Genomic DNA, 14,711 nt, shown 5'->3' on the forward strand with positions numbered 1-14,711 from the left:
AGAACCCCTCATTGACCTTTTCCCCGAAGGAAAGCATGGATTCCTGGGTCCCGCCGCCGATAAAGACCTTGGCATTCTTGCCGATGGCAATATTGGTCCCGTCGTTGGCCGGACTGATGTCATAAGCAATGGGCTGGGCCCCCTTGTCCACAATATCCTTATCTGTCGCCAGTCCTACACTGGTGACGCCAGCGGTGAGGACGAAGGCAGTGAGGGCGGCGACGGCTAATCGCGAAGTCCCCACCCCGATGGACGTCCGGCCATGAGCTTTGGCCAGTTCTGATGTAACGACATAGCATTGTTTTACATGACTCCAAATGACTTTGTATATTTTATTCATAAAACAACCTCCTGTATTATAATTATTATCATTACATAAAATAGTCGTGGTTTACTTAATATTATACCATAAAACGTTATTTTGTCACAATTATATTGCAATTAAGTGTCCATTACGGTAATATTTTATTGTTTTTTATGTTTATTTACTTCTGTTATATGATATTTTATTCTGATATATAAAACGCCAAAATGAGTGTGTTTTGTATATTTATATTCATCTATGTATTTATACTATGTTTTCTATAACTGGACAAAATTCCGACAAACGTAAAATGGTACGAAATAACATAATACAGGTATCAGTCCGTCTCTATTTTATAAAAACGCCATGTCCTCACTGTTTGACGCCCCATCTGTGATTGGGACACCAGGGCACTACAATTAGTTATTTTGCCTATTTCCTATAATTTCGCTACGTCATTTGTTTCGTCTTACATTACATTTTTTGTGTTTGCATTTACGAATTATATTTTAAAGAGCAATACAACCCGCCCGTATTTCATACAAAGCTTTCATGACAAGTCATTTTTCCCATAGAACTGAGTTATAAAAAAATCCGCTGCACAAAAGGTGCAACGGAAGAGAAGGAATAGTTTGAAGTTTGATGTCTGCGGGAAATAACCGACATCCTCTTGCTGGGTGGCCTGCTACACTGCACTTTGAACCGGCCAGGACATAAAAAAGCGTCCCTTTTAAGGGACGCTTTTTATGCTTACTCTTATTCAGCCGTTGTGTTGTTGACAACCTGTTTGCCTTTATAGTAGCCGCAAGTCGGGCATACATGATGAGGCATCATTGCTTCGTGGCACTGCGGGCATTCTACGTAGCCCGGTGCTGTCAATTTCCAGTTTGCACGACGCATCTTCTGACGAGTCTGGGATAATCTGTTCTTTGGTACTGCCATGTTCTGCACCTCCTTAAATCACATGGTACGTGTTTCTAGTGCTTTTCTTTGGATCGTAATAACTGAGCCAGGGCTTCAAGCCTCGGATCAATCTTGTCGGTAGGACAACTACAGGGTCCTTCATTCAGGTTTGCACCGCACTGCGGACAAAGCCCTTTGCAGTCAGGCCGGCACAATACCCTCATGGGCTCGCTGAGGATCAAGGTTTCTCTAATTGTCTCCGTCAAATCGATGTATTCCCCATTATAAGGCAATACGTCCTCGGGAAGCTCTGCTTCCGTACCATAGACTTCAGACAGTGTTTCATTCCGATCCACCGATACCGGTGTCAGACAACGGCTGCAGGGATACATGCCCGATGTACGAATCGTTCCTTCTACAAGGAGATGATTGCCATCGAAACAATACGTTCCTTCCACAGCTACGGTAGCATCTTTCCAGGGGAAATCATCTACATCACCGAGCTCGGCAGCCGGACGTTCAAACGAAAAAGGGAAATACTTCCCCATTTCTTTGAGTGCTTCTTCGACTTGTAGTTTCATTATTTCTACCTCGACTATACTATTATATCTATCCACTTAGGCTTTGTCAATGATAAATTCGTATACCCCGCACCGGCCGCGCAATGGTCTGTCATTTGCCGATAAATTCCCTCAGGAGGGAGTTCATGGGGACGACGGACGAATCTACGGGCTTGAAGGGTTTCAGGAATTTGACCAGGCGCTGGGCTTCCGTATAATAGGGGCTGTCCTGTCCGATCGATTCCAGGAGCGGTTCGGCATAGGGTTTGAGGACGGCCAGTTCGTATGGCAGAGCCGTGTTGAAGATGGTATCGGCATCTTCCTGATAGGGATAGATGTTCTTTTCTTCGCCACGGCGCACGTCGCCCCAGATTTCCATAGTCGCTTCGGGACCGCGGCCACGGAACTGATGATCCCGGACCATGCGGCGGATGATGCGCGTGTCCGACGTGGAAATGCGGTTGTGGTCATTGATGCGTATCTGCGTCAGGACGCCCAGGGAGATCTTGACTTTTTCATAGCGGGGCAGCATGTAGGTCAGGGAATCATTCAGGGCATGAAGGCCTTCTACGACGATGGGCTGGCCCGGTTCGAGGCGCGTCGGCTTTTCGTCGAAATAGCGCTTGCCTTCGACGAATTCAAAGCGGGCCAGGTGGACGTCTTTGCCCTGATTGAGGTCATCGATCTGCTGGTTGAACAGGGGTACGTCGATGGCGCGCAGTGATTCAAAATCGTAACTGCCGTCGGGATTGCGCGGCGTATCTTCTCTGTTATAGAAATAGTCGTCCAGGGAAATGCGCACCGGCCACAGGCCATTGACGCGGAGCTGGGTGGTCAGCCGTTTGCAGAATGTCGTCTTGCCGGCAGAGGACGGGCCGGCAATGAGGACGACTTTGATTTTGGGCCGCTGGGCCACGATATAGTCGGCCAGTTCGGCCAGTTTCTTTTCCTGCAGGGCTTCGGCCATATCGACGATATCCTGGATGGTCCCGTCCCCGATATAGCGGTTCAGGTCAGAGACGTATTCACAGCGGACGATGCGCCCCCATTCTTCCGCTTCCAGGAAGAGGCGGGCCATTTTCGGGATTTCCTTGTACGGCGGCAGTTCGTTGGGATTTTCTACTTTCGGGTATTCCAGTATGATACCCGGCGCATAGAGTCGCAGGTTGAAGCAGGTCAGGTATCCCATGCTGGGCAGGAGAGGCCCCATGTAGTAGTCCAGTATCTGCCCGCACTGATAAGCCAGGACATAGGGCACATCGACATGGCTCATCAGTTCCGCTTCGTGCTTGAGGTCGCGGTTGTGGCACATGGCCAGCGCCGTCTGGGTGCTGACTTTGACCTGGGTGATGGTTTCGTCCTGTTCGACGATTTCGTCCATGCGGCGCTTAATGGTTTCCACATCGTGGATGGTCACGTTATGGCCGATTTCCAGTTCACAGTAAAGGGATTTGCGCAGGGCGTGTTTGACCAGCACCTTGCCGTCGGGATAGAGTTCGGCCACGGCCCGCACGAGGAGCAGGATGGCCGTGCGTATGATGCACTGGTTGCCTTCCAGTGTATTCAGCTGGTACCATTCGACATCGCCTTTTTCTTCTATTTTCGTCTGCAGGCCGGCCAGTTCGTTGTTGTACAGGGCCGCTGCCACAGGCGGGTCGGCTTCGGGACAGCACTGCCGGCTCAGGGCGAGCAGTGTCGTCCCTTTTTCTACGGTATAGTCTGTATTATGGGTTTTATCATGTATGGTAATCACCGTATCACTCCTCACTATATAGGTTAAATTTCAGGTCTCACTATCTATAGTTCTACAAAAATAATACGTTTCCTTTTTCAGAAACGGCATAAAAATGGTATAATACTTTTAAGTCATCATATTTTTGTCTCATACGCAAAGAAGGAATGCCCATGAATTCGCATAGAATACCCAAACCGGATGTCTCCATACTGGCTGCCATCTGTATCCTGCTTTTCTGTCTGGAAGCGGCGGTACTCAACTATGAGCACGTATACAAGGCGACGCCCGATTATTCCGTCCGGGTCCTCACCCGGGCCATACAAAGCGGCGATGAGGAAACGGTCACGGCTCTTGTCGATGATAAGGCCATTGCAGCCGGACTCTTCGACGGCATGGCCTCGCGGGGCGGCGGAATCGATTCCCTGCCGGTCCTGCAGCTGGCCTGGGCGCCATTGCGGGATGATTTCATCACCGACAGCAGCCGCCTGTTCCACCTGACCATGCAGAAGGAGAAAGACGATGCAGACCGCGCCGGAGCGGCAGAAAATGTCCGTCTCCGCCTGCAGGCCCTGGGATTTCCCTTTCCCGTCTCGGGCTGGCACTATGTTTCTTCCCGCTACGCCCATAAGACAGACAGCAGCCACGCTCACATGACGGTCACCTTATATAATGAACGGCTCGACAGGAATCTGACCTGCACCATCGAACTGACCCGTACGGGACCGAAGCAGTGGCGCATTACGGGCCTTGCCGATGCACCGGCATTCATCAGTGAAATCAACGACGCCTGGGATCAGCGTCTGGCCGCATACAACCGCCCGATCCAGCGCCAGCTGGACGGACTGATCAAAATCCGGAACGTATCAGCCTCTCTCGTCAAAGGATCCAATCATCAGACCTTCCTGCGCATCACCTATACGCCGGTATTCGAAGGGAAACCGGAAGAAATCCGGGAAATCCGCGGTGTCTATGAGCTCCAGCGTTCCGGCGACCATGCCGTGCTGTATTCTGGCACCCTGCGGCTGACGCCGGCAGCATCGGGCAAGCCACACACCAGCCAGTTCCTGCTCAATCCCCTCATCCCCAGCCAGTACGCTCTCATGAGCCGGGAAAATCTGGACGATACGAGGAGCCAGCTCCGCGTGACGAGCGTCACCCGTCAGGACGGGACAACCCTGTCGCTGGCAGAAAAATTGCCAAACTGAAAAAAACCTGTCACTGGACAGGTTTTTTTCACTATACCAGAGCATATGGATATAATCCGGGTAAAAAAGAAGAGGCTGCCTGAAAAGACAGTCTCATTCTTTGTATGCTCTCTTACCGGCCCTGCACGACTTCTACGATTTTCGGGCGGGCGTTGGCATCGTTCGTGATTTTACGGTCAAAGAGTTTGACTCCCACGACTCCGATGAGGAAGCCGATGATGCCGCCGGCAATTTCCAGGTTGACGACATCCAATGCCTGGGACTGGGCTATCATGCGGCCGATGAAGACACCGGCTGCAGCGACCAGGAGCGGCATGATGAAGCAGACGAATGCGCCGATGACGATGTTGACTTCCCGCATTTCGAATTTGACATGCTGCCCGACTTTGGCGCCGACCGGGTTCAGTGCCTGGACGACGATGTGCTGTGCCCCATCACAGGCACCACAGGAAATACAGTCGGAATGACGGCCGACTTTGACATCGACGAGACCATTATCATTTAACCCTACTACGGTACCTTCTTCTATTTTCATACAAACCCCTTCTTTCACACTATTAAAAGGAATAATCATTCTTTATGATTCATCCTAAGTATAGCATGACGCTTAGCAATAATCAATACCTGAACGGTGCTCTTTTTACATGGTGACTTTGATTTTTTGACCTTGCTTATTTCTTATAAAGACAGACTCTTCAGATAATCCCGGAACGAATCGCCCAAATCAGGACGGCGCAGGGCGTATTCGACAGTAGCCTTGAGGAAGCCCAGTTTATCCCCTACGTCATAGCGCTTGCCGGAGAAGCAGTATGCATAGACGGCTTCCCGGGCTGCCATGGTCTGAAGGGCATCGGTCAGCTGGATTTCGCCGCCTTTTCCCGGTTCGGTCCGGCGCAGTACTTCAAAGACATCGGGAGTGATGATGTAGCGGCCGAGAACGGCAGTCCGGCTCGGTGCTTCGGCAACGGACGGTTTTTCAATCATGTTGACGACGCGCATGAGACGGGGATCATCGGTAGGAACGCCCTTGACGATGCCATAGGAGGAAACTTTTTCCTGGGGCACTTCCTGACAGCCCAGGATGGTCGTGCCCAGGGAATTGTAGATGTCGATCATCTGCTGCAGGGCCGGGTTGGTTTCGTTGTATACGACATCATCGCCGAGAAGGACTGCAAAAGGTTCGTCATCGATAAAGGACTGGGCACAGAGGATGGCATCGCCCAGGCCGCGCATGTGCTTCTGACGGATATAATGAATATTGATTTCAGATATACTGCGGACCATGCGCAGCAAATCCGTTTTATGATGTTCTTCCAGGTTGAGTTCGAGGGCAATATTGGTATCAAAATGATCTTCAATAGCCCGTTTGGCATGACCGCTGATAATCAGGATTTCTTCAATGCCGCTCTGGAGAGCTTCTTCTACGATATACTGGATTGTCGGCTTATCGACGATAGGCAGCATTTCTTTCGGCGTCGCTTTCGTCGCCGGCAAAAAGCGTGTACCATAACCGGCTGCCGGGATGACAGCTTTACGAATTTTTTTCATACAATAGACCACCTTTTATTCAAACCAGCGGGATAAATCAAATTCCTCGCCAATCATTTCTTTTACATAGCCCTGTGCCAGATAGAGGCCCAGGAGGGAAAGCGTGGAGACGCGCAGCAGCGTGCTGTCCCAGATATCGCCGAGATCTGCCAGGATAGGCGAAATATCTTCCATGATGTCCAGTGCTTCTTCGCCACTGAAATTGGCAGGGCGCTTTTTAGCCAGCCGCATGATGCGGTCCTGCATGTCCCGGTCGGTAATGCCCGTGACGCGGAAGAAGCGCAGGGCCATGGAATCGTCGATCAGGGCCAGCTTGATGAGCGGTGAATTGAAGGACCGTACGACGTATTCTCTGGGGATGCGGTGGCCCTTGAGGGCTTTACGCAGTTCTTCTTCCGTAAATCCGCGGTAACGGAACAGAAGCGGATAGGAATCGGACAGGATTTCCGGGAACCGCGTTTCCTTGGCTTCCAGTGCCGTACAGTGGAGATAATCGAGCTGCTGGTAATAAGGCCGTTCCGTCGGGAAATGGTCGAGGAAAGGCATGACGTATTTGTCGATATACTGGCAGAACGTCGTCTTATCGACGTTATGGGAGTTGCGGGAATAGAGGAAGAGCAGCAGGATGGCCAGAATCTGATAATGGCCGCGGCCCAGATACGGCATGACTTTCAGGGCATCCATGGCGACCAGATGGCGCGTCGAGGCCACGGGGCAGCGGACGATATCTTCAAAGGCGCGCAGGGCCATAGTGGCCACGTAGTCTTCCGGCTGGGACGCATAGGTCTTCTGTACGTTCTGCAGGGCTTCCTGCACCAGAAGGGGGGCGACGGCTTTTTCCCGTTCGTCGTCGGTATGGCAGCCCAGGCGGTTGAAGGCAGCGGCCGTTATGTTTTTGACGTGCTGCTGGAAGGCATCGCCGGCAATACCGTACTGGCCCAGGAAATGATAGGCACAATCCCGGACGACCGTCGAATTGGCGGCGGCATCTTTGGCCCAGATGGATTCCTGACCCTGTTTGGTCGAGGACGTACGGTGCTGCAGGTCATTGCCCCAGGGGCTCTTCGTACGATTGTGACTACTTTCCTGCCGGGTATGGGCCGAAGCCTTGGCAACGGCCGGAGCCGTCCGGCCTTCCTGTTCTTTCGAAGCCGTATCGACCTGGAGTGGCTGCATGCGCCGCGTTTCATCGCCCAGCGCACTGGGAGCCGCATCGTGTTTCTGGGCCTTGACGGGCTTCATGATCTGCGTCTTATCCGATGGGGCATCCTCTTCAGCAGCTGGTGCCGTATGAACGGCAGCGCCTTTGCGGACGGCCGCTGCCGTTTTGGACGGAGCTGCCGGTCTTGCTGCGGGCGCCGTGGCAGAAGCTGCCGTAGCAGCCGCCGCTGCCGTTACGGCAGAAGCAGGAATGACCGTCGTCGCATCGGCATCATCTGCCGGGGCATCCGTGCCGGCCGGCTGATCTTTTTCCGCCAGGTCTTTCGACACGACCGCCGCCATCTGGGCCAGCGTCGTGTCTTCCTGTTCATCGTCGCTGACCAGGCGCGCACGCTGTGCCGCAGCCGCTGCCCGGCGCTTGCGGGTCGCTTCTGCTCTCTGGCGTATCATTTCTTTCTCTGCAGCCTGACGCTGTGCTTCTTCCCGGTCGGCTTCGCGGGCCGCTTCTTCGTCTTTCTTTTTCTTGGCTTCTTCCGTTTCTGCCTTGTAAGCGGCCGCTTCTTCTTTATCTACTTTATCCATGGCTTCGATGATTTCATCGCGGGACAACACCCGTGTGGCATCGAAATTTTCCTTTTTCTTACGGTTTTTCTGCGGAGCTTCTTCGTAAACAATCTGTCCATTGCGCCGTACGGCTTCCCCTTTTGTCGTGACAAAGGCCGTTTCATCGGGGTTTTCCGCCCGTTCCCTGACCGTTACCGTAGAAATCCGTGGTACAGGAGCCGTATGCGACTGGCTTGTCCGCCGTTTCGCGTCCCGTTCATCATTGAGCGCTTCTATCTGAGCCCAGGCAGCCTTTTCTTCCGCCCTCTTCTGGGCCAGGCTCTGCTGCTCTGCCCTTTCCTGTTTCTGATGATTCTTTTCCGCTTTGTTCCCGGAAAAAAGAATCATGCAAATAATGAAAAAGATTACCACAATCCCTGCCACAATAATGTACGGCAAATAACTAGACATCTCATCCTCTCCCTCTATGACTGAAAAAATAATTCTAGCTCCTATTCTATCATAGATAGAATTTAACTTCCAGTTCTACCTGAAAAGAGCAGAAAGAAATAGAATATGGTATAATATGGGTCGAACTTACCCAAAGGAGGCTTTGCGCCATTACGGCGGTATTATGAAACAGTATAAAGCGATTATTTTTGATATGGACGGCACCGTCCTCGATACACTGGATGAACTGACGACTTCCCTGGCCCATGTATACGGGGCCCATCATCTCCCCGTCCGGACACGGCAGGAAGTCCGGGCCGCTCTGGGATACGGCTACACCGGACTCATAAAGCGGACCGCACCGGATCTGGACCCGGCAGAGCAGCAAAAACTAGCCGAGGAATTCAAGACCTGGTACAGCAGCCACTGCCAGGGCCATACCCACCCCTATGACGGCATCGTGTCCCTGCTGTCTGCCCTTCAGGCCGGCGGACGAAAGACGGCCATCGTGTCCAACAAAGGACAGGCTGCCGTCAGCGAACTCCACGAAGAATTTTTCTCCCATCTTGTATCGTTCTCCATGGGAGAATCACCGCGCTACCGGAAAAAGCCGGAACCCGATATGGTATGGGAAGCCCTGAAGCGGCTGGGATGTGCCAGAGAAGATGCCGTCTACATCGGCGATTCGGAAGTAGACAGCATGACGGCCCGCAATGCCGGTCTCGACGTCATCCTCGTCACCTGGGGATTCCGCGACAAAGAGGATCTGGAACGGCTCCATCCCGATTACCTCGTCCAGAGCCCGGATGAACTGGCCCGCCTGCTCCTTGGGCAGTAAACCGGCCCTGCCTGCTCTATGCCCATCGCATTACAAAACAGGTGCATACCAGCTGACCATCATAAGCAGCTGGCATGCACCTGTTTTTTTATCTGAGGAAATGCCTGTTATGGTTATACTTTATGATTTTTCCCGTCCTTGAAGACGTAGTAACCTAAATCGCGGTACCCAAACCAGTTGGCCTTGTTATCCCAGAAGAACTGATAGATATGGTTGGGAACCCCGTCACCGAATACAAAGAACGAAAGTTCCAGTTCATTGTCTTTATTGACAATCAGGTTGGCATGGGGCTTGTCATACCCGGCATAATAGTTTTTCGAATTGATGTATTCCTGCCAGGACCCTTTAACCGGGTCATAGCCAAAAGCCGTAGCGTGCCTGAATTGGGAAAGCAGGTAAAAAATCCGGCCGCTGTCCTGGTCCTGGACCCGCTGCATGTGATGGATATTATCCTCTGTCAGGAGGTCCGTGATATATACGAGTTTTTTATTCTGCTTTACCGTCATGCGGGTATAGCCATAATTGCCTGCCTTGAGACGGATTTCCGTAGGTATGCCGTTATCGACGGATACGATTTTATAATTTTTGGCAGAATGTTGTTTGTCAAAATGAACATCATCGAGGACAACGAATTTGGCAAAAGCCAGATTGCACACCATAAAGGTCATAGTGCAGGCTGCGATTGCAAGTTTCTTGAGCAGTTTCAATTACATTCACGTCTCCCTTTCTGTTATTTCATGGCGTCGCGGATGACGGAATTGACGGCGGCATTGGTCGCTTCATCGTAGAGCGGCGAATGGGACAAGTCCTTGTTGGTATCCGTATCGACTTTTTTCGTTTCTCCTGCCGGGCTTGCCGGCTGGGGGCGCATGGCGGCCGTGCGCACGTCATGAATCCGCACGACACCTTTCCCTATCCGTTCATTCAGTTTCTGTACGGTTGTATCGGCCAGAGGACGGCGCACGATGACATCGATGGTTTCGTTCTTATAATCCGGCACGGAACCAACGTAGTTCTGCACGCCTTCTTCGGAAACGATGCAGTTGATAGCCCTTGTCATGAGCTGGTCGTAATCGGCACGGGCAAAGCGGACGTGGCGGAATACCAGCACATCATAGCGGCTCACATCTTTTTTCAGGCGCTGCTTCAGGAACATGCGCGGCGAGCCTCTGAATCCGAGGACCAGTTTGTCCCCATCCCAGTAGAGCGTCCCCTGCTGGAAAAAGGCAGGCATGCTGCCATATTCGGCATTGAGGGCCCGTATGACCTGGCTTTCCACATCGACGTGGGATACGTAATCGGCATCAGAATGCATCATATGGTATATCGTTTCGGCAGCAGCCGCCCGGGTCATACCTTCCCGGGGACGGAACAGGTTGTCCGTCGTCGTCATGAGGTCTTTCCGCTGGAGATATTCTACGGCCGTGCGGTTTTCCGGAGCTACGTCGGCAATGTCGCCGTAGGGCAGCTGGTGGTTTTCAATTTCTTCCAGGCCACAGTACTTCAGGTAGCGGTAGAGGACGGCGGCAAATTCTTCCCGCGTCACCGGTTCATCGGGGTGGAAGGAGCCATCTTCATAGCCTTTGAGTATCCCCTGGGCTGCCACGGCGGCCATGGCATCATTGGCTTTGGGCGTCGGCGCATCACTGAAGACGAGCGGCGATTCCGGCAGTTTCAGGGCGACGCTGTATATGAGCTGCGCCAGGTCTCCCCGCGTCAGTACCTGCTGTGGGGCAAAGGTCTTTCCTGCAGCGAAATCCAGGCACTGGTTATCGTACAGGTAATCGATGGCAGCACGGCTCTTCAGTCCTCCCAGATCGGTATAGGGAGCTTCCGCCAGAGCCGTCACGCCGGAAAACAGGGTAAAGGCCACAAACAGGGCCGCCAGTTTCTTCGGTTTCATCATAGTTCCTCCTGCTACTGAATGACGATACGCAGTACACCGCCGATTTCCTTATTCAGTGCCGTCTGGGTTCCTTTGGAAATGGAATTTACGGTGAGCAATACCTTTTCATTGAGATAATCGACGTCGGTCTTGACAAAGGAGCCGGTCGGTTCATTGGCGCGGTATACCTTTTCGGCCCGGGCCATGATGTTTTTGTAATCATTGTAACTGTAGGTCGAACGCTGGACGATGACGGAACCGCCTTCAATCTGGGAATCTTCCGCCAGGGCCTGTTCCAGCTTGTCCCGGTTGGCCTGGGTCTTGACGCCTACGTGGAGTTTATTGCCCTGCCAGTACATGATGCCGTCTTTGGCAAAGTTCTTGATAGATCCGTAGACATCGGTGATGTCTTTAAATACCTGTGTTTCCAGGGTATTTTGTTTTTCCGAACTGCCCTTGCCGTTAGTGAGGATGCGGTAGAGGACGTTGACAGCTTCGCCACGGGTAATTTCTTCTTTCGGCTGGAAGGTATTATTGGCCCCTTTCATATAACCGGCTGCAGACAGGGTATCGACGGCTTTCCGCGCCCAGGGAGCGATGGCATTTTCATCGTCATAGGGGACAGCCGTATCCTGGACGGTAATGCCTTTATAACTCATATAATTATAGGCGATGACGGCAAATTCTTCCCGCGTAATGTTCTGCGTCGGGCGGAAGGTGTTGTCACTGTAACCGTTCATAATCTGTTTATCGACGAGGGAATCGATGGCCCGCTGGGACCACCGGCCCTGGATATCCTTGAAGCTTGTCTTGGGGACGGCCGGGCTTTCATTGAGCATGTTGTTGATGATGGAGGCAATGCCTTCACGGGTGATGGGATCATCGGGATGGAAATATCCATCGGCACCGCTGACATAATGGTTGTCATAGAAATATTCAACGGCCTGTTTTCCCCAATACGTATCGATATCGCGCAGACCGCCCGTCGTTCCCGCAGCCATGACGCTGCCGCTCAATACGGCGGCAACGGCAGCTGTCATCAGAATTTTTGTATATTTTTTCATGTTCGTCTCTCCTATCCCATGTAGTATGTTCAGGTAGCAATTATACTATCTGTATCATTTTATCACATGCCATGGTATGTCACAAGCCGGCCGGTCAATACTCGCCAAACCAGTGCTGTATCTGTTCTATGTCACTCGTTTCCTGCAATGCCAGCTGCAGCAGCAGCCGTGCTTTCTGGGGCGACAGATTGTCTGCACCGATCATCTGTGGCCACAGGGGTACAGGGCTGACGATGCCGCCGGCCGCCCTCGTCGTACGGGCGAAGACGATTCCCTTCAGCTGTGCCTCTTTGATGACTGGCAGGAGGTATTTCGGCATATTCCCATGGCCCATCCCGGCCAGGACGATGCCCCGTATGCCCCGTTCCATCGCCGTTTCAATGAGCGCGGCCGTCATGCCGATATGACAGTACAGAATCCAGACAGGCGGCAGATGGTCTTCTGCCGGGCAGGTCCAGCGGGAGTCATACGTATGGCGGCGCAGCGGCTTCTGATAGAAGACGGGAACGCCATCCTGCATAAATCCCAGGGCCCCCAGCTGGCCATCGGTAAAGGTATGGACATGGGTCGTATCGGTCTTTTCCACGAACCGGGCCGAACAGATGGTACTGTTCATGACCTGCAGGACGCCGTATTCCCCCGCTCCGGGAGTTGCCGCCAGACGTACCGCTTCCAGCAGATTCATGGGGCCGTCGGCACTGATGGCCGTAGCCGGCCGCATGGCTCCGACGAGGACAACGGGCTTGTGGGTGTGAACGGTGAGATTCAGGAAATAGGCTGTTTCATCCATCGTATCCGTGCCGTGGGTAATGACGATACCATCTACGTCGTCCCGGCCAGCTATATCCTGTACATGGCGCGCCAGCTGCAGCAGCAGTTCTTCAGTCATACTGGAACTGTCGATATTGCAGAACTGTTCTCCCCGGATAGAAGCATAGCTGGTCATTTCCGGCACTGATTGGATGAGATCGTCTATAGAAACTTCCCCGGCCTGATAGCCAATGAGTTCAGACTGGGACGCGGCCCGGCCGGCAATAGTCCCGCCGCAGCCAATGATATAAATAGCAGGCAGCATAGTGATTTCCCCCTGTCATAAAATGATACAGAATTACTTCATTCATTATACCATATCCACCATAGTCTTCCTATTTTTACTGTGAAATGCCGGATATATAATAGTATAAAAATATGTACTGACGCAATACTGAGCAAAATCCATCACAGCAGCAAAAAAGAGGCCGCCCCACAAAGCAGCGATTGCTGTATGGGGCGGCCTCTCCGTCCGTTTTATCTCTATAGTCGTTCTATTGTCTTTCTACGCGCCTTCCGGACGGTTTGGCAGGCTTCTTTATTTTGCCATCATCTGGGCAACCTTATTGGCAAAAGCCGCCGGGTCGTCAGGCAGGATGCCTTCCAGAAGCAGGGCCTGATCGTAGAGAAGTTTGCAGTAGTCTTTGAAATCCTGGGAATCTTTGCCGGCTGCATGGAGCGTCTGGAGACGGCCAAAGAGGTCGTGATTGGGGTTGATTTCCAGAATGCGGCGGGCTTTGAGCATGGGGTTATTGGCTGCGGCAAAGGCCTGTTCCATGGCGATGGACGGGCCGGCTGCATCAGCGACGAGGCAGACAGCGCCGGATTTCAGGCGGTTCGACAGGCGGACATCGGCCACTTTGTCACCGATGACTTCCTTGATATCCTTGAGCAGGTCTTCATTGCTCTTGGCCAGGTCTTCGGCTTTCTTCTTTTCTTCCTTGTATTCGTCATCGTCGAGGTCGAGATCGCCCTGGCTGATAGAATGGAATTTCTTACCATCGTATTCACCAATGGCCTGTACGGCAAATTCATCGACCGGGTCGAGCATGTAGAGGACTTCCAGGTCGCGGTCGCGGAGAAGTTCCATCTGCGGCATGGCATCGATGGCAGCCCGGTCCTTGCCGGTAGCGAAGTAAATCTTTTGCTGACCGTCTTTCATGCGGCCCACGTATTCTTTCAGCGTGCAGAGCTTGCCGTCTTTGGAACTCATGAACAGCAGCAGGTCTTTCAGTTTATCGACGTTGTTTTCGCCGGTCATCATGCCGCTGTATACGCCGATTTTCAGGGACTTGCCATATTCAGCCCAGAACTTTTCGTATTTGGCCCGGTCTTTTTCCAGGGTGCGGGCCAGCGTCTTGAGGATGTTCTTTTCCAGGTTGCGTCCGATAAGTTTCAGTTCACGGCTCTGCTGGAGCAGTTCACGGGAAATATTCAGGGACAGGTCTGGCGAATCGACGAGGCCTTTGACAAAGCGCAGGTAGTCCGGCAGGAGGTCTTTGCATTTGTCCATGATGAAGACGTGGCGGCTGTACAACTGCAGGCCCGCTTCGTAATCCGTATAATACAAATTAAATGGTGCACTGCCGGGAATGAAGAGCAGTGCCGTATATTCGACGGCCCCTTCGGCTTTGGTATGGAAGATTTCCATGGGGTCTTCCCATTCGTAGAACTGGTGTTTGAAGAAATCCTTGTATTCTTCCGG

Annotated in this window: 14 protein-coding genes; 2 read left to right on the forward strand and 12 right to left on the reverse strand. The window is 52.4% G+C overall.

Going from position 1 to position 14,711, the window contains the following annotated elements:
- The 4 genes from DBO31_RS04700 to DBO31_RS04715 all read right to left on the reverse strand — a co-directional run.
- A partial coding sequence (locus DBO31_RS04700; protein WP_200817461.1) for an ESPR domain-containing protein occupies positions 1 to 340 on the reverse strand: 340 nt, incomplete at its 3' end.
- A 720-nt stretch (positions 341 to 1,060) separates the two neighbouring features.
- Complete coding sequence (rpmF, locus tag DBO31_RS04705) at positions 1,061 to 1,246, reverse strand: 50S ribosomal protein L32 (protein ID WP_014016180.1); 186 nt, start codon at positions 1,244 to 1,246, stop codon at positions 1,061 to 1,063.
- Positions 1,247 to 1,281: 35 nt separating this feature from the next.
- Positions 1,282 to 1,788: a DUF177 domain-containing protein gene (locus DBO31_RS04710; RefSeq protein WP_059075724.1), complete on the reverse strand. Its 507-nt coding sequence runs from the start codon at positions 1,786 to 1,788 to the stop codon at positions 1,282 to 1,284.
- Positions 1,789 to 1,879: 91 nt separating this feature from the next.
- Entirely contained in the window at positions 1,880 to 3,520 is a 1,641-nt protein-coding gene (locus tag DBO31_RS04715; protein ID WP_150824563.1) for a nucleoside kinase, read from the reverse strand.
- A 152-nt stretch (positions 3,521 to 3,672) separates the two neighbouring features.
- Between DBO31_RS04715 and DBO31_RS04720 the strand changes: the two genes are divergently transcribed.
- The gene (locus tag DBO31_RS04720) at positions 3,673 to 4,707 is read left to right on the forward strand and encodes a hypothetical protein (RefSeq protein WP_150824564.1); all 1,035 of its coding nucleotides are present in this window, start codon (positions 3,673 to 3,675) and stop codon (positions 4,705 to 4,707) included.
- A gap of 112 nt (positions 4,708 to 4,819) precedes the next feature.
- On the opposite strand, the gene DBO31_RS04725 is transcribed toward DBO31_RS04720, so the two are convergent.
- The 3 genes from DBO31_RS04725 to DBO31_RS04735 all read right to left on the reverse strand — a co-directional run bounded on the left by DBO31_RS04725 (position 4,820) and on the right by DBO31_RS04735 (position 8,430).
- Entirely contained in the window at positions 4,820 to 5,242 is a 423-nt protein-coding gene (locus DBO31_RS04725) for a SoxR reducing system RseC family protein (protein WP_059075721.1), read from the reverse strand.
- A 143-nt stretch (positions 5,243 to 5,385) separates the two neighbouring features.
- Positions 5,386 to 6,255 carry a UTP--glucose-1-phosphate uridylyltransferase GalU gene (gene galU, locus DBO31_RS04730; protein WP_059075720.1) on the reverse strand — a complete coding sequence of 290 codons (870 nt, stop codon included), beginning with the start codon at positions 6,253 to 6,255 and terminating at the stop codon, positions 5,386 to 5,388.
- Positions 6,256 to 6,270: 15 nt separating this feature from the next.
- Positions 6,271 to 8,430, reverse strand: coding sequence for an LPO_1073/Vpar_1526 family protein (locus tag DBO31_RS04735; RefSeq protein ID WP_150824565.1), 2,160 nt, complete (start codon positions 8,428 to 8,430; stop codon positions 6,271 to 6,273).
- Between the two features lie 163 nt (positions 8,431 to 8,593).
- Between DBO31_RS04735 and DBO31_RS04740 the strand changes: the two genes are divergently transcribed.
- On the forward strand, positions 8,594 to 9,247 hold the full coding sequence (locus tag DBO31_RS04740) for an HAD family hydrolase (protein WP_075582046.1): 654 nt from the start codon (positions 8,594 to 8,596) through the stop codon (positions 9,245 to 9,247).
- A gap of 113 nt (positions 9,248 to 9,360) precedes the next feature.
- On the opposite strand, the gene DBO31_RS04745 is transcribed toward DBO31_RS04740, so the two are convergent.
- From DBO31_RS04745 to htpG, 5 genes are all read right to left on the reverse strand, one after another.
- The gene (locus DBO31_RS04745; protein WP_059075717.1) at positions 9,361 to 9,954 is read right to left on the reverse strand and encodes a hypothetical protein; all 594 of its coding nucleotides are present in this window, start codon (positions 9,952 to 9,954) and stop codon (positions 9,361 to 9,363) included.
- A gap of 23 nt (positions 9,955 to 9,977) precedes the next feature.
- Positions 9,978 to 11,153, reverse strand: a complete 1,176-nt coding sequence (locus DBO31_RS04750; RefSeq protein WP_083237105.1) for an S-layer homology domain-containing protein — start codon at positions 11,151 to 11,153, stop codon at positions 9,978 to 9,980.
- Between the two features lie 11 nt (positions 11,154 to 11,164).
- Positions 11,165 to 12,196 carry an S-layer homology domain-containing protein gene (locus DBO31_RS04755; protein ID WP_075582044.1) on the reverse strand — a complete coding sequence of 344 codons (1,032 nt, stop codon included), beginning with the start codon at positions 12,194 to 12,196 and terminating at the stop codon, positions 11,165 to 11,167.
- 94 nt (positions 12,197 to 12,290) lie between these two features.
- Positions 12,291 to 13,271, reverse strand: coding sequence for an asparaginase (locus DBO31_RS04760; protein ID WP_150824566.1), 981 nt, complete (start codon positions 13,269 to 13,271; stop codon positions 12,291 to 12,293).
- Positions 13,272 to 13,544: 273 nt separating this feature from the next.
- Positions 13,545 to 14,711 (reverse strand): molecular chaperone HtpG (gene htpG, locus DBO31_RS04765; RefSeq protein WP_150824567.1); only part of this gene is annotated, 1,167 nt, incomplete at its 5' end.

The organism is Megasphaera sp. DJF_B143, from assembly GCF_900320625.1.
Taxonomy (GTDB): domain Bacteria; phylum Bacillota; class Negativicutes; order Veillonellales; family Megasphaeraceae; genus Megasphaera; species Megasphaera hexanoica.

Coding starts and splice junctions, on each gene's coding strand:
- DBO31_RS04750 (WP_083237105.1), bottom strand. CDS start 11,153: ATGATGAAACCGAAGAAACTGGCGGCCCTGTTTGTGGCCTTTACCCTG.
- DBO31_RS04740 (WP_075582046.1), top strand. CDS start 8,594: ATGAAACAGTATAAAGCGATTATTTTTGATATGGACGGCACCGTCCTC.
- DBO31_RS04725 (WP_059075721.1), bottom strand. CDS start 5,242: ATGAAAATAGAAGAAGGTACCGTAGTAGGGTTAAATGATAATGGTCTC.
- DBO31_RS04710 (WP_059075724.1), bottom strand. CDS start 1,788: ATGAAACTACAAGTCGAAGAAGCACTCAAAGAAATGGGGAAGTATTTC.
- rpmF (WP_014016180.1), bottom strand. CDS start 1,246: ATGGCAGTACCAAAGAACAGATTATCCCAGACTCGTCAGAAGATGCGT.
- DBO31_RS04755 (WP_075582044.1), bottom strand. CDS start 12,196: ATGAAAAAATATACAAAAATTCTGATGACAGCTGCCGTTGCCGCCGTA.
- DBO31_RS04735 (WP_150824565.1), bottom strand. CDS start 8,430: ATGTCTAGTTATTTGCCGTACATTATTGTGGCAGGGATTGTGGTAATC.
- DBO31_RS04720 (WP_150824564.1), top strand. CDS start 3,673: ATGAATTCGCATAGAATACCCAAACCGGATGTCTCCATACTGGCTGCC.
- galU (WP_059075720.1), bottom strand. CDS start 6,255: ATGAAAAAAATTCGTAAAGCTGTCATCCCGGCAGCCGGTTATGGTACA.
- DBO31_RS04760 (WP_150824566.1), bottom strand. CDS start 13,271: ATGCTGCCTGCTATTTATATCATTGGCTGCGGCGGGACTATTGCCGGC.